Source organism: Vibrio sp. MED222 (genome assembly GCF_000153005.1).
Classification (GTDB): Bacteria; Pseudomonadota; Gammaproteobacteria; order Enterobacterales; family Vibrionaceae; genus Vibrio; species Vibrio tasmaniensis_A.
In genome coordinates this window covers 1,345,211-1,367,308 of sequence record NZ_CH902606.1, presented here as the reverse complement: position 1 = coordinate 1,367,308, position 22,098 = coordinate 1,345,211, and the positions used below count along the sequence as shown (strand labels likewise).

At 44.3% G+C, this 22,098-nt stretch carries 24 protein-coding genes; 12 read left to right on the top strand and 12 right to left on the bottom strand.

Going from position 1 to position 22,098, the window contains the following annotated elements; genetic code table 11:
* Nucleotides 1–32: 32 nt before the first annotated feature.
* Together MED222_RS15665 and MED222_RS15670 are read left to right on the top strand one after the other, a co-directional pair.
* Nucleotides 33–497, top strand: a complete 465-nt coding sequence (locus MED222_RS15665) for a DUF2850 domain-containing protein (protein WP_009846124.1) — start codon at nucleotides 33–35, stop codon at nucleotides 495–497.
* A gap of 400 nt (nucleotides 498–897) precedes the next feature.
* The gene (locus MED222_RS15670) at nucleotides 898–3,438 is read left to right on the top strand and encodes a glycosyl hydrolase family 18 protein (RefSeq protein WP_009846123.1); all 2,541 of its coding nucleotides are present in this window, start codon (nucleotides 898–900) and stop codon (nucleotides 3,436–3,438) included.
* Between the two features lie 120 nt (nucleotides 3,439–3,558).
* On the opposite strand, the gene MED222_RS15675 is transcribed toward MED222_RS15670, so the two are convergent.
* Nucleotides 3,559–4,407, bottom strand: coding sequence for an alpha/beta hydrolase (locus MED222_RS15675; protein WP_009846122.1), 849 nt, complete (start codon nucleotides 4,405–4,407; stop codon nucleotides 3,559–3,561).
* A gap of 193 nt (nucleotides 4,408–4,600) precedes the next feature.
* Nucleotides 4,601–5,194: a TetR/AcrR family transcriptional regulator gene (locus tag MED222_RS15680; RefSeq protein ID WP_009846121.1), complete on the bottom strand. Its 594-nt coding sequence runs from the start codon at nucleotides 5,192–5,194 to the stop codon at nucleotides 4,601–4,603.
* A 161-nt stretch (nucleotides 5,195–5,355) separates the two neighbouring features.
* Here MED222_RS15680 and MED222_RS15685 point away from each other — a divergent pair, with 161 nt between their 5' ends.
* A complete protein-coding gene (locus MED222_RS15685; protein ID WP_009846120.1) occupies nucleotides 5,356–6,312 on the top strand; it encodes an AEC family transporter in 957 nt (318 codons plus the stop codon).
* A 123-nt stretch (nucleotides 6,313–6,435) separates the two neighbouring features.
* The gene (locus MED222_RS15690; RefSeq protein ID WP_009846119.1) at nucleotides 6,436–7,476 is read left to right on the top strand and encodes an acyltransferase; all 1,041 of its coding nucleotides are present in this window, start codon (nucleotides 6,436–6,438) and stop codon (nucleotides 7,474–7,476) included.
* Between the two features lie 158 nt (nucleotides 7,477–7,634).
* On the opposite strand, the gene MED222_RS15695 is transcribed toward MED222_RS15690, so the two are convergent.
* Nucleotides 7,635–8,474 carry an AraC family transcriptional regulator gene (locus tag MED222_RS15695; protein ID WP_009846118.1) on the bottom strand — a complete coding sequence of 280 codons (840 nt, stop codon included), beginning with the start codon at nucleotides 8,472–8,474 and terminating at the stop codon, nucleotides 7,635–7,637.
* A 110-nt stretch (nucleotides 8,475–8,584) separates the two neighbouring features.
* Here MED222_RS15695 and MED222_RS15700 point away from each other — a divergent pair, with 110 nt between their 5' ends.
* Entirely contained in the window at nucleotides 8,585–9,061 is a 477-nt protein-coding gene (locus MED222_RS15700) for a YHS domain-containing (seleno)protein (protein WP_009846117.1), read from the top strand.
* A 245-nt stretch (nucleotides 9,062–9,306) separates the two neighbouring features.
* Nucleotides 9,307–9,942, top strand: coding sequence for an START domain-containing protein (locus MED222_RS15705; RefSeq protein ID WP_009846116.1), 636 nt, complete (start codon nucleotides 9,307–9,309; stop codon nucleotides 9,940–9,942).
* Between the two features lie 70 nt (nucleotides 9,943–10,012).
* Here MED222_RS15705 and MED222_RS15710 read toward each other — a convergent pair whose 3' ends face one another.
* The 4 genes from MED222_RS15710 to MED222_RS15725 all read right to left on the bottom strand — a co-directional run bounded on the left by MED222_RS15710 (nucleotide 10,013) and on the right by MED222_RS15725 (nucleotide 12,788).
* On the bottom strand, nucleotides 10,013–10,543 hold the full coding sequence (locus MED222_RS15710; RefSeq protein ID WP_009846115.1) for a hypothetical protein: 531 nt from the start codon (nucleotides 10,541–10,543) through the stop codon (nucleotides 10,013–10,015).
* Nucleotides 10,544–10,551: 8 nt separating this feature from the next.
* Complete coding sequence (locus MED222_RS15715) at nucleotides 10,552–10,938, bottom strand: MAPEG family protein (protein ID WP_009846114.1); 387 nt, start codon at nucleotides 10,936–10,938, stop codon at nucleotides 10,552–10,554.
* A 645-nt stretch (nucleotides 10,939–11,583) separates the two neighbouring features.
* Nucleotides 11,584–12,051: a YjiG family protein gene (locus MED222_RS15720; protein ID WP_004737023.1), complete on the bottom strand. Its 468-nt coding sequence runs from the start codon at nucleotides 12,049–12,051 to the stop codon at nucleotides 11,584–11,586.
* Nucleotides 12,051–12,788 (bottom strand): nucleoside recognition domain-containing protein, encoded by a 738-nt coding sequence (locus tag MED222_RS15725; RefSeq protein ID WP_009846112.1) that lies wholly within the window; start codon nucleotides 12,786–12,788, stop codon nucleotides 12,051–12,053. The genes MED222_RS15720 and MED222_RS15725 overlap by 1 nt, the downstream gene beginning before the upstream one ends.
* A 426-nt stretch (nucleotides 12,789–13,214) precedes the next feature.
* On the opposite strand from MED222_RS15725, the gene nhaD reads away from it, so the two are divergent.
* Nucleotides 13,215–14,654: a sodium:proton antiporter NhaD gene (gene nhaD / locus MED222_RS15730; RefSeq protein WP_009846111.1), complete on the top strand. Its 1,440-nt coding sequence runs from the start codon at nucleotides 13,215–13,217 to the stop codon at nucleotides 14,652–14,654.
* Here the strand turns inward: nhaD and MED222_RS21435 are convergent.
* The 3 genes from MED222_RS21435 to MED222_RS15740 form a co-directional block, all read right to left on the bottom strand.
* Entirely contained in the window at nucleotides 14,611–15,039 is a 429-nt protein-coding gene (locus MED222_RS21435; protein WP_032555107.1) for a hypothetical protein, read from the bottom strand. The two genes, nhaD and MED222_RS21435, sit on opposite strands and share 44 nt — an antisense overlap.
* A 198-nt stretch (nucleotides 15,040–15,237) precedes the next feature.
* Nucleotides 15,238–15,720 carry a methylated-DNA--[protein]-cysteine S-methyltransferase gene (locus MED222_RS15735; protein WP_009846109.1) on the bottom strand — a complete coding sequence of 161 codons (483 nt, stop codon included), beginning with the start codon at nucleotides 15,718–15,720 and terminating at the stop codon, nucleotides 15,238–15,240.
* A gap of 82 nt (nucleotides 15,721–15,802) precedes the next feature.
* Nucleotides 15,803–17,251: an AlkA N-terminal domain-containing protein gene (locus tag MED222_RS15740; RefSeq protein ID WP_009846108.1), complete on the bottom strand. Its 1,449-nt coding sequence runs from the start codon at nucleotides 17,249–17,251 to the stop codon at nucleotides 15,803–15,805.
* Between the two features lie 236 nt (nucleotides 17,252–17,487).
* On the opposite strand from MED222_RS15740, the gene MED222_RS15745 reads away from it, so the two are divergent.
* Nucleotides 17,488–17,691, top strand: a complete 204-nt coding sequence (locus tag MED222_RS15745; protein ID WP_004732734.1) for a hypothetical protein — start codon at nucleotides 17,488–17,490, stop codon at nucleotides 17,689–17,691.
* A 212-nt stretch (nucleotides 17,692–17,903) separates the two neighbouring features.
* Here MED222_RS15745 and MED222_RS15750 read toward each other — a convergent pair whose 3' ends face one another.
* Nucleotides 17,904–18,794, bottom strand: a complete 891-nt coding sequence (locus MED222_RS15750; RefSeq protein WP_004732733.1) for a LysR family transcriptional regulator — start codon at nucleotides 18,792–18,794, stop codon at nucleotides 17,904–17,906.
* 156 nt (nucleotides 18,795–18,950) lie between these two features.
* On the opposite strand from MED222_RS15750, the gene MED222_RS15755 reads away from it, so the two are divergent.
* From MED222_RS15755 to MED222_RS15770, 4 genes are all read left to right on the top strand, one after another.
* Entirely contained in the window at nucleotides 18,951–19,304 is a 354-nt protein-coding gene (locus tag MED222_RS15755; protein WP_009846107.1) for a DUF413 domain-containing protein, read from the top strand.
* Nucleotides 19,305–19,863: 559 nt separating this feature from the next.
* Complete coding sequence (nagB, locus tag MED222_RS15760; RefSeq protein ID WP_009846106.1) at nucleotides 19,864–20,664, top strand: glucosamine-6-phosphate deaminase; 801 nt, start codon at nucleotides 19,864–19,866, stop codon at nucleotides 20,662–20,664.
* A 103-nt stretch (nucleotides 20,665–20,767) separates the two neighbouring features.
* Nucleotides 20,768–21,043: a hypothetical protein gene (locus MED222_RS15765; protein WP_009846105.1), complete on the top strand. Its 276-nt coding sequence runs from the start codon at nucleotides 20,768–20,770 to the stop codon at nucleotides 21,041–21,043.
* A 32-nt stretch (nucleotides 21,044–21,075) separates the two neighbouring features.
* Nucleotides 21,076–21,492, top strand: a complete 417-nt coding sequence (locus MED222_RS15770) for a hypothetical protein (protein WP_009846104.1) — start codon at nucleotides 21,076–21,078, stop codon at nucleotides 21,490–21,492.
* A gap of 32 nt (nucleotides 21,493–21,524) precedes the next feature.
* Here MED222_RS15770 and MED222_RS15775 read toward each other — a convergent pair whose 3' ends face one another.
* Entirely contained in the window at nucleotides 21,525–22,061 is a 537-nt protein-coding gene (locus tag MED222_RS15775) for an MltR family transcriptional regulator (RefSeq protein WP_083784018.1), read from the bottom strand.
* Nucleotides 22,062–22,098 lie beyond the last annotated feature (37 nt).

The window sequence follows — 22,098 nt, the reverse complement described above, 5'->3', positions numbered from 1 at the left end:
TCACCAGTATGAGTAACTAAAATGAAGATATAATGGCTAAAAATACCACGAAAAGCAGCGATATATTGGCCAATTCGTTACTCTACGCCTTCTTAATGGCTGGCTTTATGATTGCCCTCACCGTCGGCTATTTCGGCTACCAAGCCTACCAAAAATCTGTAAGCCCAAGTAACGTCCATGGCACATGGATCGAGATTGGTGCTCCACCTTACAAAACAGATATTCTTACACTTTCCGATGATGGTGTGATGATGAACTATCGTTTCATCAGTACCTCGTTTGATTTTGATGGTAACGATGTCACGATCAACACAGGTTCAGGCCCAACGATTTATACCATTAGCGGTACCTATAATTCACCTCGTTTAAAGCGATTAGTGCCTAACACACCATCCAAACAATTCATAAAAGAAGGGTATGAAGATACTGTAGCGGGTGATACTCAAGGACTCATGCAGCAACGACGCTCAGTATTAGCTGAGCAATTCAAAAAATAGCGTTTTAACAAAATCCTATGTAACAACACCCTTTACATCAACACTACCTGCCCCTTTACAAGCACCGGCATGACGTGCTTCAGATTATGATACCGCTTCAGTCGCGATATTTTATTGTAGCCTGTCGCACTTTTTCATAACTTCATGTCGTGTAATTTCACTTATGAGACTTTCCTTCTGAGTAAGGTTTTATTTTATAAAACATGGACTCAGCCTCTCATTCATTAAGCAACAGAATTGTAACAAGATACAATTTTTTAGTTGTCCATCGAAAACGGATTTATTTTCAGTCATGAAATTAAAACTCTCTCGAATACTGACGGGGAAGCTCCTTCAAAACTGACGGGAGCCGATTCTAGGACCACTTGGTTCTAAACCTTCAAGGAATGAGAGAAATAGTATGATTCGTATAAACACCTGTGCTGCGAGTATTGCTCTAGCGCTATCTGGTACGGCATTGGCCGCGCCAACAGCACCTAGCATTGATATGTACGGTTCCAACAACCTACAGTTTTCTAAAATTGAACTCGCGATGGAAACCACCTCTGGCTACAACCAGATGGTTAAATATCACGATAAAGCAAAAGTCGACGTTAAGTTCAACCAATGGAGCGGAACGTCAGGAAACACGTACAACATCTACTTTGATGGCGTTAAAGTAGCGACGGGCCCAATCACTGGAAGCCAAACCACGGCTTCATTCGAATACGGTCAAGGCGGCTTATTCGATATGGAAATTGAAGCGTGTGACGAAACAGGTTGTAGCAAAAGCGCACCCGCTAAAATCACGATTGCCGATACCGATGGATCACACCTAGCACCACTTGCGATGAATGTGGATCCAAACAACAAGTCATACAACACAGATCCAAACACGGTAGTAGGTACTTACTTTGTTGAGTGGGGCATCTATGGCCGTGATTACACAGTCGATAACCTACCTGCTGACAATTTGACCCATATCCTTTATGGCTTCATCCCAATTTGTGGTCCTAACGAATCAGTAAAATCAGTGGGCGGCAACAGTTACAACGCACTAATGACAGCATGTCAGGGCGTTAACGATTACGAAGTGGTGATTCACGACCCTTGGGCGGCTTTCCAAAAGAGTTTCCCGCAAGCGGGTCATGAATACAGCTCCCCTATCAAGGGCAACTACGCAATGATGATGGCGCTAAAACAGCGTAACCCTGATTTGAAGATCATCCCATCGATTGGTGGCTGGACGCTGTCTGACCCATTCTTTGATTTCACAACCAAAACCAACCGTGACACCTTCGTTGCGTCGGTTAAGAAATTCCTTAACACGTGGAAATTCTACGACGGTGTCGATATTGACTGGGAATTCCCTGGTGGAGGCGGTGCGGCGCCAAATCTTGGTGACCCTGTGAATGATGGCCCAGCTTACATTGCACTCATGGCAGAGCTTCGCACCATGCTTGATCAACTAGAAGCGGAAAACGGTCGTACTTACGAGCTAACTTCTGCGATTGGTGTTGGTCACGACAAGATCGAAGACGTGAACTATGGTGAAGCAATCCAATACATGGACTATATCTTCGCAATGACTTACGACTTTTACGGCGGTTGGAACAACGTGTTAGGCCACCAAACAGCACTCAACTGCGGTAACTTCATGCGCCCGGGTCAATGTGATGGTACAGGGCTAGATGAAAATGGCGAACAGTACACTGGCCCAGCCTACACTACAGACAACGGCATCCAATTGCTTCTTGCGCAAGGCGTTCCAGCGAACAAACTTGTGGTTGGTACAGCAATGTACGGTCGTGGTTGGGAAGGCGTATTACCGTCATCACTTTCAGATCCTAGCGATCCAATGACAGGCGTGGGTAATGGCAAACTAACCGGCAGCTCTGCGCAAGGCGTATGGGAAGATGGCGTTATTGACTACAAAGGCATAAAAGCGAACATGCTTGGTGCAAACAACCAAGGCATCAACGGCTTTGAATATGGCTACGACGAAATGGCAGAAGCGCCTTACGTTTGGAACCGTACTTCAGGCAAGTTGATCACATTTGATGATGACCGCTCAGTAAAAGCAAAAGGTGCATACGTTCGTAGCCTTGGCCTTGCGGGTCTATTCTCTTGGGAAATTGATGCGGATAACGGCGATATTCTGAATGCGATGCACGAAGGTCTTGCGGGCGGTACGACAGATCCTGTCAACCGTAAACCAACGGCAGCTGCAGGTGCAGATCAATCGGTTGAAGGCCCTGCTTCTGTTTCTCTAGACGGTAGCACTTCAAAAGACAGTGACGGTACGATTGCGAGCTACGCTTGGTCACAAGTAAGCGGTACGGCGGTAACGCTAGCCAGCGCGAATGCGGCTGTTGCGAGTTTCGATGTTGTGGAAGTCGCACAACAAGAGACTCTGACATTCAGCCTAACCGTAACAGACAACGAAGGCGCAACGTCAACAGACACAGTTGTTGTCACGGTAAACCCTAAGGACACAGGCCCAAGCAACACCGCTCCGGTAGCAGTGGTTGCAGCTCCGGCTGAAGTCAATGCGGGTGACGTTGTTGTGGTTGATGCTTCGGCTTCGAGCGATGCGGATCAAGACACATTAACCTTCACGTGGGATTTACCAGCAGGTATTAACGCAACAGTACAAGGCGCTTCAGTAAGCTTTGTCGCAGCGGAATACACGCAAGACACGGTACTGAACTTCTCTGTGACAGTGAGTGATGGTACAGATACATCAGTCGCGGCTACTTCAGTGAAAGTTCTTAAGAAAACCACAGGCGGCGGTACTTGTACTAACGCTTGGGATTCAAATGCGGTCTACACTGGCGGCGACCAAGTAACTCAAGGCGGTAAGGTTTGGGAAGCGAAATGGTGGACAACTGGTGAAGATCCAACAACGACAGGCCAATGGGGCGTGTGGAAAGAGATCGGCCCAGCAAGCTGTGCTAACTAAAAGTAGGGTTTAGCTAAACATTAACTAAACACCTAAAAGTAAAGGCCAACCAGATAACCTCTGGTTGGCCTTTTTATTATGTTTTCTTAATTGGCGTTCTACTTGCTTGATTCGTTAAACTTAGCCAATCAAGTTATCAAAACTCTCAAACACTTGCGGGCACTTCATCACTCGTCCGTGGCCTTGGCCTTGAGTCGCGATTAAGGTGACAAGATCCATTTCATAGGCTGCACGCTTCGACACATCAAACTTAGTAAACTTATCTTGTTCATCATGAACAATGATAGTTTGAGACTCACGAAGCGCTAGCTTTCCATAAGGATCAACAGATTGAATCGGGTAGTTAAATTGCTCTTCTACTTCTCCGACTACCGCCTCAAACAGTTTCATTGAGTAACCAGAACGAGCAACACTGCCAAATAGGTTTTCTAGATAATCCAGTACAGGTGCAATCAGCAATAACGGCTTGTTTTCCAATTTAACGTGCTTACATTCCAATGCAGACGCGGTACCCATGCTGTGACCGACCAAACCTGCTACCTCTCCCACTGAATCGAGAATGGCTTCAAGACCGTTCACAAACGCTGGGATATGACCATGTACGCCATCACTGCCACCGTGCGCCGGGTGATCATAAGCCAGAGCCGTAAAACCTTTGGCTGCAATATGTTCCATCAGAGGGAAGAACTGACTCGCGGTGCCAGACCAACCATGAGTCAGAACCCAAACTGGACCCGTGCCCAAAGAATACGTTTTTAAGACGCCATCACGACCTTTGATTTCACTCTTGATAAGCCCTTGCGGATCGGCATTTTTCTGCTCAGTACGCATTGGAGTGAGCAGCAGCTTACGTGCCGTTTTCTTTGCGTGGCTCGGTGCTAGGATGTAGTGCAGATTGGTTGTAGCGCCAATCAAGCTACGCTTGAAGCTGAACTTGTTCGATGTATTGAAATAGATTTTGTCACTCATGACCGTTCCTTGTATCGCCATCATTATTGGCGGATCGAGCTCGGCCCTAAAAATCGAACGACCGTGCTATTTGTTAGTATAAAAAATGGCGATAGCGCTGTTTATGACGGCTTGCCGCCACTTCTCTAAAATTTTGTTGTAAACCTTACTTCAGCAAGACTCACATGATTTGCGAGTTAACCTTCTGTATGTATTAAACCGCTTTCCAACTGGCTACCAAGCGCTCGACACCACTCCAAAAATGAGTGTGGCTCGCTTGTTGCCCTCGTAATGAGTAGAACAAGTTCGCACTTAAATAGAGACCGTACAACTCGAAGGTTGCCTGTTTCGGGTCTAAATCAGTTCTGAATTGTTTGCTTTCAACCGCTTTTGCTACCTGAATCGTCAAGTAATCAATCCACACTGAAATGGTTTTTTGCAGTGCCTTCTGAATCACAGAGGTTTCGCTGCCTGCATCTTTCCAAGCATCAATAAACATGCAGCTGCCTTGGAATGAATGATTCCAACCCAACCAATTGTCGAGCAACTGTTTCAATTTCGCTTCGATATCACCATCCCCCAGCTCTCTTGCGGGAATAATGACTCTCTCAGTGAATATGGCGTTGGAGTACTCGAGTACAGAGAGTTGCAGGTTTTCTTTAGAGTTGAAGTGCGCAAACAATCCACTCTTAGACATGCCACACTGCTTGGCTAACTCGCCAATCGTCAAACTCTCAAGCCCATTCTCACTCGCAAGCGCGAATGCATGGCTCAAAATATACTCTTTGGTTATCTTTCCCTTGCTCATTATTCACCAATAATAAATCTCATGTTTCATTTTTAGCACGTTCGTTCTTTTTTTCAAGGTTTTTTACTTAACCCTTGGTATTCATTTTGTCTTATCAAAGAACTGTGGAAAAATGCGACAGTATTCAAAGGAAATTGAAATCGACTAACAAAGGAAAAACAATGAACACACTTTGGGAACAGTTTGCGTTTTCGGCGTCAGTAACAGGCCCTATCTGTTTAATGCTGTTTCTTGGTGTGATGCTCAAGCGAATCGGTTTGATCAATGATAATTTCATTGATGTCGCGTCCAAAGTGGTGTTTCAAGTCACCCTACCCGCGATGCTATTTCTGAGTATTGTTCAATCGAATCACAACTTTTCAGCCAGTAGCGCGTTAGTTGCGTTTGGCGTCATCGCTAACTTTGTCTTTTTCTTGTTCACGATTTTCTCAACCAAGTTGGTATTCAAAAGCTCTAAAGATCAAGGTGTGATCATCCAAGGTGGATTCCGCGCTAATACCGCGATCATCGGCCTCGCCTACGTGGCTAATATTTATGGCAACCAAGGCGTGGCATTGGCTGCTATCTATGTCGCATCTCTGACCGTACTGTATAACATTCAAGCCGTGATAGCACTGACACCCAAAGGCAAAGACACCGGCGCTAAAGCCATTAAAGTGATCGCCAAGTCCATCACCAAAAACCCGTTAATCATCGCTATTTTCTTAGCAGTCGTCTTCTATGCACTTTCAATTCCGATTCCAAAAATGGTGACTGATGCTGGGCAATACTTTGCCAACATGACTTTGCCTTTGGCTCTACTTTGTACTGGTGGTTCTCTAGATATTAGTTCGCTTAAACAAGAAAAGTTGTCTACGTGGTTCGCCTCTAGTTACAAGTTAATCGCCTCACCTTTACTGACTACACTGGCTGGTTGGTACTTAGGGTTTGAAGGGCTCGATCTCGGACTTATCTTCTTGATGAGCGCAGCACCAACGGCAGCGGCAAGCTATGTTATGGCGCGTGCGATGGGAGGAAACTCAACACTCGCGGCTAACATCATCGCTCTTACTACTGTTGTTTCTCTTATCACTTGTACACTAGGTATATTTGCACTCACTGCAATGGATTTAATATAGCTGCGACAAGCTTCAAAAAACCGACACAAGCCTTGAAACAAAGGTCATAAGCCTTGATTTAGGACTAACTGGTTGGGCATAAAGGCTGCTAGATTTCGTAAAAATTTTACTGAGAGATCTGATATGTCTTCCGTTCAACATACGCCTTCACAACACATCGCCAGTATCGAGTTAGGCAGAGTGATTGCTATCTTGGCGATCATTGGTTTGCACGGCCAAATGGCACTCACTTATTGGCAAATAGATGAGGTGCCTTGGATCGGTTATGTGCTCAACCAAACCGCTCGTTTTGCCGTGCCTCTGTTCTTCCTTATTTCAGGCTATCTGATTCAACCTAAGCTCACAGCATCACCTTGGACAGCCTTCATCAACTACTCCAAACCACTACTCAAAGTTTGGTTGGCATGGAGCATCATTTGCTTAGTGATGCCATTCAATCTCGCGAAAGTAGAAGAGTTTGGCTATCTAGGCGAACGTGAAGGCTATTGGGGTTTCTTAATGAATACCCCACTCAACTCTTTCTTAGAGGGTGGGTTGGTACATTTATGGTTCATTCCCGCCCTTGTGTGCGCGGTTTTGATCATCGCCTTAATGGTAGAGATGAAACTCGATAAGCTTCTACTACCGGTGGCCATTCTGCTTTACGTCTATGGTGTATTGGCGGGCAGCTACACAAGCTTAACCGACCTTAGTGCCCCTTTCTTCACGCGTAACGGTCCGTTCTTCAGCACGTTAATGGTGACCTTAGGTTTCCTCATTCGTCAGCATCAATGGAAAGTGTCCTCAGCCAAAGCATTAGGGTTATTGGCGTTAGGCATGGTCATCCACTTTGCCGAAGCGGCATGGCTAACCCAATTTGATATCGCCTTTAATATTCACGATTTCTTGTTTGGTACAGCTTTGTGGGGGATTGGTGTGTTCATGTGGCTTTTAGCTAATCCAAACATCGGCGATTACGCATGGCTTCACGCTATCTCGAATCGTATGCTGGGTATCTACGTTTGCCATCTGTTGATCATTATTTTGCTATTCAATGTCTGCGGAGTATTGGGCATCACTGAACTCGCTAAAGACATTACCGTGTTCTTCGGCACCTTTACCCTGAGCTTTATATTGATCGCTGGTATAGAAAAAACGCCACTGCGCCACTGGTTACTTCGTTAGTGCTCATCTAGCCAACGACGTATTACAGGCCTAGTGACAATCCTCAGTCTGTAATTTGCCTTGATGCAACATTCTTTTCTGCAACGAGGTTCGCCTTGCCAGTGAAAGCACTAACTCGCTTTCACTGGCAACTTTAAACTTCAACATCCCTTTCCCTCTTATGCGTTACTCTCTTTTAACCACTGACGTGGCGACACACCCGATACATGCTGAAATGCGCGTGAGAAACCTGAATAACTGTTGTAACCGACTTCATCGGCAACCCAGTTGATGGGCTTATTTTGCAGTAACAGAGATTGAGCAACGGAAACACGCCACTTTTGCACGTAATCTCCCGGCGTTTCACCCACCTCACGCTTGAACGCCTCAATAAACTGAGTACGAGACATCACAGCCAATGACGCCATTTCTGCAACCGAAAAGTGACGAGCAGGCAACCGGTGAATAGCCGTCACCACAGCAGCAAGCCTTGGGTGTGCAAGAGCAGAGAAAACGCCGCTATCGATTTTTTGTTGTTCAATGAGATGACGAAAAATCAACGCCATCAACGCATCACTCAACTTGTCCATTAGGTATTGCTTCCCTGACGATTGTTGTCCTGAAGATGCTTGCCCCGACTCTCGAAACAGCACCTCAATCACAGGCATTAAGTTCGGTGCATCTTCAAACGGAATCACTATCATGTCGGGCAGAACCGATAATAAAGGATTCATCTGCCCTGAACGATACTCCACGTTCGCACACACAAGCTCTGCACCCTCTCCCACACCTTCAATTGCATGTGGTGTGCTATTCGGCAGGTAAATAATACAGGGCTGAGAAAGCTGCCGGCATTCCGTATGAGCACCAGACAAGGTCAACTCCCCCGAGCTTAATACATGAAGGTGCCCTTCTTTGCCTTGTTGCGCGTTAAATGACGACACCCCACACAGGTTTCCAGAATAGAAAACGCCAGTGCGTATCGAGAAGTGTTCCATTAATTGTGACAGCAGATCCATGCACCCTCCGAACGATTCGCTTAGTTTTTAGTTCTTTCGTCCCTCTATAGACCGGACAAGTGGGCTAAATTACTTCAAACAAAATAACCAACACTGACAAGGAACTTGATATGTCACACATGAAATCGACCAGTCAAAAAATCACTCTATTGGCCGCGTTACTAGGAACCAGCTTTTCGTTAATGGCAGCAGACCTTGATATGAGTGTCGACAACAATGATCTCGCCATTAAAGGTTATGACCCTGTTGCTTACTTTGCCAATGAGGGGCCAGTTAAAGGCACATCTGAATTCACAGCGACTTATAAGAATGCGATTTATAACTTTGTGAGCAGTGAAAACCGAGATGAATTCCGATCTAACCCATCGGCTTATGCACCTCAATATGGTGGCTATTGTGCCTTTGGTGTGGCAATGGGTAAGAAATTTGAAACGGACCCACTAGCTTGGAAAGTAGAAGGTGGGAAGCTGTACTTAAACTTAGATAAGTCAGTTCAAAAGCGTTGGCTGGAGAATACGCAAGAATTCATCCAAGACGCCAACAGCAATTGGACCACTATAAAAACCGTGGAAGCCTACAAGCTTTAAGTTCTAGGTGCTAGGTTCTAGCCTTCAACGTTTATCCATTGCCCACTAACAAAACGGAAGCGACCGAACGCTTCCGTTTTTATTTTCACGGCTCAAATACAAATAAGCAGCCAATTATTGATAACACCAAGATAAACAGCGATGTAACGCTCAAATCAGAGAGAAATCAGTGCGATTTCAGCACGAATCAAAACCATTTTTATTCTATACTCCTAAAGATAAGCTTTTCTTTTCATGGAAGAATAATGATATTACCTAGGATTTTAGCAATCGGACTCTATGCTTTATCAACACTGACTTACGCTGCTCCATGGCAGTTCGTGAAAAGTGAAGATGGCATCATAATTGATAAGAGACCTCACACTGAAGGCTTGGTAGAAATACGAGCACAAATGCAAACGCCCACCACTTATTCTGGTTTTTTGCTGTTATTGGAAGACAGCGCGAACGTGCCAAACTGGATAGATAACGTATCGGAAAGTCGTGTTTTGATGCAGATATCTGAGGATGAAAATATCGTCTATACCCAGTTCAAAGCGCCTTGGCCTGCCAGAGACCGCGATATGGTGACCTACTCAAAATACAGCGTCGAGGATGGGCAGTTTGTCTTGTCGATCAAGGATGCGTCTGATTATTTGGCGAAAGAGTCGGGATACATTCGAATTTATGATGTAGATGCCTTATGGACTCTGCAACCGCTCACCAATGGTAATACCTATATCACCTATACCGCTTACGCGAACGCAGGTGGCATCCTGCCAAATTGGTTAATGAACAAATTATCGATTGATAGTGCACTGAGCACGTTTAAAGGGCTAAAAGAACAATTACAGAAGTACCAAGGCCAGCAGCACCCTAACCTGCCAAGTGAGTCTCGCTAGCGATACCAGTCGATGGGTAGATAACTAGGTAGCTAAGTAAGTGAGTAGATAAGTGGTAGATAAATAGATACTAAGGCCTTCTAGCGAGGTCGCGAGCTAAGATAAGTGCTAAACCAAACACCTGAAGAAACAGGGCAATATTCTTGTAGAAAGCCATTTTTTCATCGAGCCTTTGGATTAATTCAACCAAGGTCAGATTATCCAAATAGTAGTCATCAATTCGTGCTCGTTGGGCTTCTTGAGCACTGTTTATCAGCATCATAAGCTTGGGTAAATTAGCCAACGAGATGGCTGGCACCTCCTCACTCACCCAACTCCGGAGTTGGCCGCGCAGCGCTTCATCGAGGATGGTGGCAGGTTGAGCGGTTTCTGTTGAGGGTTTATCTAGGTGGATCAGAATGGCTTCACGCTTGCGCTCTAAGGTTTCGATCGTATTCCAGGCCAGTTGTATTGAGTACACATTGCCGTATTTACGATCGTTGTATTCCGATTTTTCCGCTTCAATTTTGTCGAGCACCAAGCTCGACATGACAATAGCCATGACGTTCAGTATGAGACCTGCAAGGACAATCGCCCAAGCAGGAGGAAGGCGCAATGCCATAATGCTCCCTAGAACATTTTATCAAAAGGTAGGTAAGCTAAGTTTAGGACAATCAAAGAGATCATGCAGATAAGCGTCAACACCATGCCCACTTTTCTACCCTTTAAGTTTTTTGCCAGAATACCTTTTGCATGAATCACACGCCCCAGAATAAATGCAACACCAATGGCATGAATAAGCCACACACTGGCACCATTCATCTCCAAAAAGCCCATCAAAATAACCGTAATTGGGATGTAATCCATTGCATTACTTTGTGCGGAACGTGCTATCTGTAGCGACTCAACACCGCCATCTGCATGAGCAACCAGATTGATTCGTCTTTGCTTAATGACTTCTATCGCCAACCAAATCATTACGACCGTCAGCAAGGCTGCGTAAAGTGCTGTAACCATTATATTTTCCTATTACTTTGAGTTTGTTGAGCGTATTTCGCTCACCTATCGACGGATGAGTTCGACAACGAATGATATTCGCGCCCGAACATTTGTAAGAGATCTCTCACACCGAACGTAAGAGATCACAGTCAAGCTTCGCAGAAAAAAGTAAAATTACAAACCCAACCCCTTGTTTTATATGAATCCACGCATATTTATTTTAGTTAACGAGGATATTTATTTCCTAAGGCTAATTGCGAATAAAGCCTCCAAAGTGTTTAATACTCATGTCGACAGGGAGTGGCAGGAACAGGAAAAGCCTAACGGATTAGGTATCTTCAGGATGAAGATTTGATGGCTTAGGATTAGTGATCAGCAAGGAAGTTTTACTCTAGGATAGAGTCACTTGTCAGGATGATGAGTTAGCATGGACACCGCTAGGAAGGCGATGGATTGGATAGGTTAAAGGATTTAGCCAAATCAAGGAACGATGCAAGGAGCATACGTGACCTTATTAAAAAATAAGTAACAACGTCAGTAGCAGGATGGCTACGAAAAAAAAGAAACCCCGTTTGGTGAAAACCAAACGGGGTTTCTTTTTTCAACGTCGAAAAGCTATTAGTAGATAATCGTTCAAATAGTAGCTAACCGTTCAAAGCCACGTTACAAAATAATGTTCATCAAAAACATTGCACCAAACGCATTCAATACTGAAATCGCGATCATCACAGGGATATAACGACCTTCAGTACCAATTGGTCCCATGATGCGTCCCATATATTGCACCTGAGAACCCATCAAGTAGATAGCTGGCGCCAAGATAGCAATATGGTTGCCGTTCAGAATGCCTTGGTCAAACAGCGTGATAACCACACCGACTGCACCACCCATCGACATCCACGCGCCAATCAATACTGCTGCCGCTTCGCCCGGTAAACCAAATACCGCCATGATAGGTGCAAACACACTACCCATCAGATCCAGTGCACCCGTAATCTGCAACGCCTTAATAATCACAAACGCCATCAGAACATTAGGTACTGTAGAGGTTGTAGCAATAACCCAGCCTTTCTTAGCACCTTCAACGAAAATATCAGTAACCATTGGTTTCTTTGCTTTAACTTCGCTCATTATGCTACTTCCTCTTCCAGTTTTTGTTCTTTGTCTGATTTTGTTTTGTCTTCTTTACCTTCAGTAATATTGAGGTAAAGGCGGAATAAGTTCGCACCAACAAACTTGAAGATAAACATCACCGCAACAGCAAGACCTATTGACGATGTCACTGCCAAAGAACCATCCATCGCCGTTAGAGTGAACAACACCGCACCTGAAGAGAAAAAGTTAACGATCGCCGCACCCGCAGTAAACTGGAACATGGTGAACACATCGGTTTCACGCTTAGTCAAATGCCCTTCATCTTTGAGCTGACGTGTCATCGCAGCACCCGCATCGGTACTTTGCAGAGAAGCAATCAGTGCCAAGCCTGAGTTGCCCGGAATGCCCATTAAAGGACGAAGTAGTGGAGTTAGTAGTTTACGAGCCGCGTCCAGTGCACCGTAGTGCTCAAGTACGTTGATCATACCCAGTGCAAACATCACGGTCGGAATAAGTGTCAATGCAAAAATGAAACCGTCGCGCGCACCACTACCGCCTTTACCACGCAGTGACGTCGTTGCCGCTTGGATACCATCAGCCGACTCACTCACATCGTAAGCGACCTTACCAAATGAACCGTTGAGCGTCGTAAAATCGAGCACTCCATACCATTCATTGGACTGCATTAAGCCTGAAAAGAACACAATCGCGAACGCGAGTGCGATATAGCTTCCGATCGTGACTTTACGATCGGTTTTGGTTGGATTAGTCATAAGGACCTCTATACATCTCGTTTATGTGGAACAGAACACGTATAGATAGTGCAAACTAATGAGCAAAAGGTTAATGACCAAAATCAAATAGTGCATCGGTTTAAATAAAAGAACCAAAGCAACATATAAAACTGTGATTCAAATTTTAAAGTAGATGTATACGCTAAAAAAATTAGAATGTTTCTCATACAAAACTAAACAAACCTAGCTTCAACACCGCAACCAAAAACGCACATAATCGCCACAATAATCAGGCTTCGAATAGAAAGCTCAAAGAAATCTTTCGTCGTGATCTCACGTTTTCACCCAATCTACTGTTTTCTATATAATCTATTGAATTATTAAGATATCTATCACACTGCACATGGTTATTTAGGTCTACGCTTTTACCCGTGTTAATAACTTATTAACTTCGGAGCGTAATCCATGTTAGGTATCCAGCTTTCTGCTGTTTTCTCTTTGTTATTTTTTTCCACGGTAGCAGGCGCTGCCACTTCTCAGTTAGGAGAACCGCTCAAGCTAACTAGCTCGTTCGCTGGCTACTTGTCGCTGGCCATTTTCGTTGTCGCCTACATCGTGGTGATGATGGAAGAATACCTAAAGCTCCGAAAGTCCAAACCCGTTTTGCTTGCTGCAGGCCTGATCTGGATAATCATTGGTTTCACTTACCAAGAACACAACCTTGTTGAAGTCGCTAAACAAGCGCTCGAACACAACCTGCTGGAATATGCCGAGCTATTACTCTTTCTACTCGTCGCCATGACATACATTAGCGCCATGGAAGAGAGGAGACTGTTTGATGCGCTGCAAGCGTGGATGGTAGGCAAAGGCTTTAACTTTCGCTCTTTGTTCTGGATAACCGGTATTCTGGCCTTCTTTATCTCACCTATCGCCGACAACCTCACGACAGCTCTACTGATGTGCGCTGTGGTTCTTAAAGTGGCAGGTTCTAATCCTAAATTCGTCAACCTAGCTTGCGTGAATATCGTGATAGCCGCCAATGCTGGCGGTGCATTCAGTCCATTCGGAGACATCACAACGCTCATGGTGTGGCAGGCTGGTTATGTGAGTTTTAGTGAGTTCATTCCTTTGTTTATTCCTTCGGTGATGAATTACCTCGTCCCTGCGTTGATCATGTCTTACTTTGTACCCACCACTCAGCCCGACACAGTCCATCAACACGTTGAATTAAAACGTGGTGCGAGGCGCATCGTATTCTTGTTTATTATGACAATAGCGACCGCTGTTGCTTTCCATGCCGTACTCCACTTCCCTCCAGTAATGGGCATGATGATGGGGCTCGCCTATCTGCAGTTCTTTGGCTATTACTTACGCAAGACTTTGCCCAACTCACTCGCCAAGAAAAAGGCGGTGGCGATCGCCAATAACGATGAAGGGGCCCTGAAACGACTCGGTTCTGTTGTGCCATTCGATGTATTTCGAAGAGTGTCGCATGCCGAATGGGACACGCTTTTGTTCTTCTACGGCGTGGTAATGTGTGTCGGTGGCTTGAGTCTACTTGGTTACTTGGAATTAGCTTCGGGCGTGATGTATAGCCAGTGGGATCCAATTTGGGCCAACGTCATGGTGGGAATCTTATCGGCTATTGTCGATAACATTCCGGTGATGTTTGCCGTGTTATCCATGGAACCCCAAATGTCGATGGGCAACTGGCTACTGATCACCCTAACCGCGGGCGTTGGCGGCAGCTTATTGTCTATTGGTAGTGCCGCTGGTGTGGCATTAATGGGGGCAGCACATGGTAAGTACACCTTCTTTGGCCATTTGAAATGGATGCCAGTAATCATGATTGGTTATGGGGTCAGTATCGCCGCTCACCTATGGCTGAACGGTGATATGTTCTAGTCTGAGGCATATCAACTAAAGGCGTATCAACACGTGTCCAGACGTTGCTTAACTGCACTGCTGGACACTGGTTGCAGGTTAACACCGCTCCTTCTTGTTGAATACGCATCATCAGCCCAGAATCCACTCGGCTATTTCCTGAATTCAACTCAATGTTAATCAAATCATTTTCAATACGATAAGTTCTAGTGACCGTGTTACCGATTGTTTGATAGGTCATTTGTCCTGACTCAAAAAGTAGATAGCTGTTATCGTCCGCGTTCTCATACATCCCTTTGAACAAAACAAGCTGCGGTACTTCAAAGGGGCGATTAGTATCAGTTAAACAACCGGTCAGCAATAACACACTAGTGAAAGCTATTATCAGAAAATGATGGTTATTCATTTGGGCATCCTTGCCTAAAAAACATGGCTAAATAATATGCAACCAAATCATTATTTTCCAGAAAGTGGCGAATTTATTGCAAAGTCACGTTTTTATTGCAGAGTCACGCTTGAAGCCTCTTAATATTCCTCCTCAGTCGTACAAACCTTCAACCTTAACCGACAGAACAGCGTTTCAAGTTGCTAGCTCAGTAGCTTTCTAAGTTTGTTTTCTTTCCTCAATCACTAACAAGCGTTGTTTACGTTCTACGCCACCCGCATAACCCGTCAGCTTTCCATTTTTACCTATCACACGATGACACGGCACAATCACAGACACAGGGTTTTTGCCATTTGCCAAACCCACTGCACGCACCGCTTTAGGGTTACCAATTGCATCGGCCAATTGAGCATAGCTCCATGTTTCTCCATAAGGAATGGTAGTAAGCGCCTGCCAAACCGACAGCTGAAATGGAGTACCCTTGGCTGCGATCGGCACAGAAAACTGGATTGTTTCACCAGCAAAATAACGATTGAGCTGTTTGATAGCCAACGCGAAGATCGGAAAGCTATCATCTTGAACACCTAACTGTTCAGGTTTGGTAGTGTGAGTTTCAAACCAAAGGCCGAGCAGCCCTTCATCGTTCGCCTGTAACGTCACGGTGCCCAGAGGGCTCTCGTAGTAAGTAAAACGGTTAGTCATAATCTCTCCTAGCTTGGTAATTCCGATGTTTATTCATTGCTTCTATATCAGAGAGGTATCTCTATTCCACTTGAAACATCATTTAGGACTGATTCCAACAATGGAACGTGGCGTAACTTCCCCAAGGCGAAACACTCTCTGTATTAATGGTAGGGCGATGCTCGATGAATTTCTTCACCACCAAATCGCCTACTAGCAAGTGGTTAGGTTCACTGAGCCCGCGCAGCAGCGCATATTGAATCGTCCAAGGACCAATACCTTTGAGATCAATCCACTTAGAAGGATGCTCAGCTTCGTTATCGACCATGTATTGGGCAAAACGCTTTAAGGTTTCCTTACGACTTCCCGGCATCCTTAGAAAGCTCACATCAGCATCAGCTATTTGTTTAGGTGTAGGGAAATACGCTTTCTCTGATGCATCAGCTATTTGTGGTAAGTCAGAGCACTCTTGTGAATTAGCTTGCTCTTGTGAATCAAACACCTGATATGAACCTGAGAGCTTTCGCACCAACAAGTTGAGCTGACCAATGGCCGCTGTTACCGAGACTTGCTGCCCGAGAATCGCTCTTACTCCGGCTTCCCAAGCACTCCACACACCAGGGATACGAATACCACTCTTAGCCACCAAGTTGGGATCAATGGTGCTAAAGAAATCTTCAACTTTGCTGATATCAACATCAAGGTCGAACATACGTCGAATATTGGCGATCAAACTTCTTAATTGGCTCATATCATCCAACTCAAACTCAATATCCAAACTGCGCTCTTTGGCTAAAGTGGCCTTGAACCAGCCCTTCGAGCCGTTCACGTTCACTGTGCGTTGGTAATAACCGTCGCCCACCTCTTCTAAGCCTTCGATCATTCGTCGTCGATAAAAGCCCAGCAAATGATCCCAGTCCAACGGGCCATGGAAACTGAGTTGGATATGATTACTTAGATTGTTACTTGGCTTAGCTCTTCGTATTTGACTTGGCGAAAGCTGCAGCTCTTTTAGAAAGGCATCATTGAAACGACGCGTGCTATTAAAACCACTCGCAAAGCCAACATCGGTAATGCTCATGCTACTGGTGTGCAGCAACTGCTTGGCAAACATCAATTGGCTATAAAGGCTATATTGCTTCGGCGACACGCCGATGTAATTGTCGAATAAGGTTCGTAAATAGCGATCGGAAATACCTAATCGAGTGGCAAGGTCGACGATTGATCCTGAGTTCAGCGCACCATGATCAATCAACTGTAAAGCACGCAAGAAAGTCGTTTCAACACCTTTCCAAGCCGGAGAAAAAGGTGCGCTGTCTGGCCGGCAACGTAAGCATGGGCGATACCCAGCCTTCAAGGCTTGAGCTTGATGAGAAAAATACTCGACATTTTCTTCTTTGGGCGGGCTTGCTGGGCAAATCGGACGACAAAAAATTCCGGTGGTTTTTACCGCCGTAAAAAACATCCCATCAAAGCGAGCGTCTCGCGCATATCGAGCCAAATGGCACTGCTCACTCGTTAACGTACTGTTGTGATGAATATTTCTCGACATGCTGTGCTCTTCCCATTTGCCATAACTTTTACTCCGATACCTAAAAGTTTACCGTGAACTGTCATTGTCGCTAGCCACTTTCGGAACTGAAGGTTAGATAAATCACAAAAAAGGGTTTTCTTTTTACGCAATTCGACTAAATTTAACCTTGAGAAGAAACTCTTCTCACAACGTCAACGATAGGTACTTAGCACACTAAGATGCAGAGACCTGTCGAATATAAAAAGGAAAAGGCTATGGTTCTTCACACGTGTCGTATTGTTTTATCAAACCAACAGGTTCTCACCAGTCAATCAGTCGAGCAGTCTCTCAGCTTTCTTGAAGACGAAGCGAGTAAGGGGATTTCTAAAATTGAGATTGACGCAACGGATGGCAATCAAATCCATTCATACCTGTCACACTCTCTTGAAGAGTCTATTGAGAATCTAATGAATCTCTAGAATTTTCGAAGAATAGTGCTTTGAAGTGATAGGGCTTTTAAAAGGTTACGCATACCAGGCTTAAACTGATTTATCCGAGTTAGGGTTATCTCTGACTTGGCAATGAAGATCATCTCTGGTTTAAAACGAAAATGGCTCCCAACTATATAACTAGTTAGGAGCCATTTTTTATTGAATCTAATCAACAAAGCCGTTGCTTACCGCGAATGCCGCTACTCTGGTGCTTGTTCAGCGGCTTGTTGCAACGTATAAGCGGTCGATGGATCAATCTCGTTAACCAACTTCTCGACTTGCATGATCGCATCAACCGAGGTGCTGCTTTTGCGGTAGCTGAGATAAATTGGGCGATACCAATCTTCAACCCCTTTCACCTTATGCAGCTGACCTGAGTCGATAAAAGGTTCAACCATAGAAACAGGTAAATACGCACTGCCACCTTTCTCTAAAATGAAATCGAGGGCAATACGAGCCGTAGAGGTACGTAAATACGGAGCTGGAACTTTAGGGTGACGTTCTGCGTGTTCAGAACCGAAGCGCGTTCCCCAATCGACATACACATACTTATGTTGGAACACAGATTCCAGATCATCTTGCTGCGTTGATACCAACACCAAAACCAAATCAGCGACTTTTTTACAGTTTAGCTCTTCCGCTTTAATCTGATCGAAGGCGAAAGCCATATCTAAGGTTCGCTCTAGCAAATTACGGTTCAGTTGCTCGCGCCCCATCACCTCAGCCATAAAGCCATAACCACCAAACGAATCGGTCACTACGCTTAAACAGTTTTGCAGATACGCATCCCAAATATTCGGAGTGCCACCTAGTGTTAACTGCAAGGCTTTTCCACTCTCTAACGACAGCTCAAACTTGGCTTGTTGTAAGGTGGATACCATCACTTCAGCATAACCAATCAAGCGCTCACCGGAAGAGGTAAGCTTGATGTTATTGCGGTCACGAATGAAGAGCTGAGTATCAAAATAGCCTTCAAGCTGTTTGATCCGCGCACTCACCGCTGCTTGTGTTAAATACAAGTTTTCAGCTGCGCGCCCAAAGTGGCGCACCCTTGCAACCTCAAGAAAGGTTCTAAATACTTTCACATCCATCAAAAATACATCTCTGTAATAAATCTGCTAACTAGCCGATCTAGGATTGTTTATCGTAAAGGCAAAAACGTTTTGTTTCCTATTTTAGCCTTTTAACAATATTTTCGCGTGAGCAATAAACACTAATTTCTATCTAACCACATTACTGAGGCTGATATGTCTGAGACCGAATTCCGACACGGAAAAAAACGTTTTTATGACACCATTAAATTCCCACGAGGGTTCGCTAAGTCAGGTGATTTTACTCTTTCAGAAGAAGAAATCCTAACCTTGTTTGGCGACACTATGCTTGCACTTGAGACTGGTGAACTAACACCGACCAATGCTGAAGAAAGACATTTCATCAAAGTATTGGCTCACCCTCATAAGGCTAAGTCCAAGTTAGACCGTGTTTGGTTGAAGTACATTCAACTGGCTCGTGGACGCCGTCGCTTTCATACCCTAAACGGCTGCAAACGCGGTGAAGTGCCTAGGGAAGAATACGAAAGAGAGTTAGTGTTAGAAGATTAGTAAAACTGCTCAAAGTGATACCTAATCACTTTGGGCTTTTTTCATAGCATATTAGCGGCAACTTAAAACAAACACGCATCTTCTTCGTAATTAGTAAGTTTAGCCAACCTGTCCAGTTTTACCAATATTTATAGAAAATTCATAGTGATAGCTTTGAATAATCACTATTCTTAAATATACCCATGCTCATTCACGCCTGTCGGTGATACTTCCTCACTTTTTCTCCTCTTTCTTGCACGGCAGTGCCACATAAGCATCACTCTTTGATCATACTTCCATTGCACTCCTGACCATCCAACCACTCATCCACTAAACAAAGCTTGTTGATCTTTCAGACCCTGAATCAAACCCACCTGACGATATATGACAAACGTATTAATCTTGTTTAACGCTACCAAATATCCATACAATAATTGTGCAAATTTGAGAGTTCTAGTCACAGATACGACGAAAAAAGCAAAAACTTGACCTAAAACAATAGCGGAATTTAATAACTTATTTTATAATGCGAATTAATGTTTCAGAACACTATAAAATTTTATTTCTAGGGGCAAAATCAATGAGACTTATTCCATTAAGCAACAAAGCTAAAGTAGGTAAATGGGCTGCTCGTCACATCGCAGATTCTATCAACAAATTCGCTCCAACTGCTGAGCGTCCATTTGTACTAGGTCTTCCTACTGGTAGCACACCTCTAACTACTTACGCTGAGCTAATTGAACTTTACAAAGCTGGCGAAGTAAGCTTCAAGCACGTTGTAACATTCAACATGGATGAGTACGTTGGTATCGACCCTAACCACCCAGAGTCTTACCGCACATTCATGCACGAGAACTTTTTCAACCACGTTGATATCCAAGCAGAAAACATCAACCTGCTAGACGGCAAAGCTGAAGACATCGATGCTCACTGTGCAGCATACGAAGAGAAAATCCGTTCATACGGCAAAATCAACCTGTTCATGGGCGGCGTAGGCATCGACGGTCACATCGCATTCAATGAGCCAGGTTCTTCTCTATCTTCACGCACTCGTATCAAAACGTTGACTGAAGACACTCGTATCGCGAACTCTCGTTTCTTCGATGGCGACATCAACCAAGTTCCTAAATACGCACTAACTATCGGTGTTGCTACTCTTCTAGATTCTGAAGAAGTAATGATCCTTTCTCTAGGCCACAACAAAGCGCAAGCGCTTCAAATGGCTATCGAAGGTTCTGTAAACCACATGTGGACTGTTACCGCTCTACAGATGCACCGTAAAGCTATCATCGTTGCTGATGAGCCAGCTCAACAAGAGCTAAAAGTTAAGACTCTTCGCTACTTCCAAGAGCTAGAAGCTGAGAACATTCAAGACCTATAATTTGATGTAGATCTTGATTGTAGAATTAAAACCACTTCTTCTATCGGAAGTGGTTTTTTTTTTATGTCACAATCGCTATCAACTAAAAAATATGGAAATAGACATGTTGTTGAATGAAATTGTCGAGGTCATCGAACTGACTGACAGTGATCACCTCTCAGAGGCATTAGAAGAGTTTAATCTACATAACGTAGTTCACTCTAACCACCTTCCTTTTTTAAATATTGTCTACGATAACGCCAAGCCACACTTGCTAAAAAAACTGTGCAGCATTGGCTTTAAAGGACAAATTCAATGTGAAAAATTGATAAGTGGTGACTATATTATTTTCAATGCAGACACCTATACGCCCGAACAAGCTAGCTCAAAATTCAGGTAAAACAGACTTCAATTTATTAGGAACTGACTTAAATGACAGACACAACTAACCTAAGCAATGAACAACTATCTCTACTTGGAAAAGCTCTGCTTTCAGTACAAAGGTTGGAAAACTCACTCTACCAGTCGATTAGAGCACTTTGTAAACAAAACAGTTCTAGTGATACCCAAGCCATTGAAAACCTGACTTCAGAGCAGTTTCTGAAAGGCACTATCACAGAGCTAAAGCCAGTTATACAACAGTTATATGATGTGTTTGGGGAGACCCTTGCGCTTTCATCAGCAGAGTTAAATGAGTTCCTATACAAAAGAAACCTAGTCTCACTGAGTTTTTGGCAGGTAACGACAACAAGTGTAAAAGGAAATGAGAAACTTGCGAACCCAACACAATTTTTGCAAGAGCTCATCGATCAGTGTGATCTGTGGTTGACAAAAGTAGATCATAAATAGCACCGAGCTTACTTTCACTACCTAGAGATAGCTTAAGAGGTCAGCACATTCTCTTTCGCTAACTGCTGATGTATATCATTAACCGCTAGCACTATCGTAGAGCGCACTTTTTGAAAATGGCGCTCTAAAAACATCCGCTTCATATCATCAGACATGCCTTCGACCAACTCTGGGGCGTAGTCGATTGGCATCATTTTTTGAATAGCATTGATACGATTAAGTTCAAAAACGACATCTTGGTCCCAGAAATTCACCTGACCTTCTTGAATATTTACCCACTCTTTTAGAGTAACGAAAACTTCAATATCGTCATACACCTCTTTACTGATCACGCCTAACCCTAACAATAATTTTGTTCGAACCAGAATTTCCCCTAAAGGGCCATCGGTGGTGAGGAGAGGGTCAACAACAAATTTTACTGCGTAGTCATCTTTATAGAAGATACTTTTCAACAAAGCGTCCAGCATGTCTTCTAAGACATCGTAGGCGCACAGCAGGCACTCCGCAGCATCAGCTGATTCGGCTAGTTCTTCAAGTAACTCTGATTCGTGTGTTGTATGTATGGGCATGGTTGCTCTAAAAGAATAAAGTGCCACTGGTGTGGCA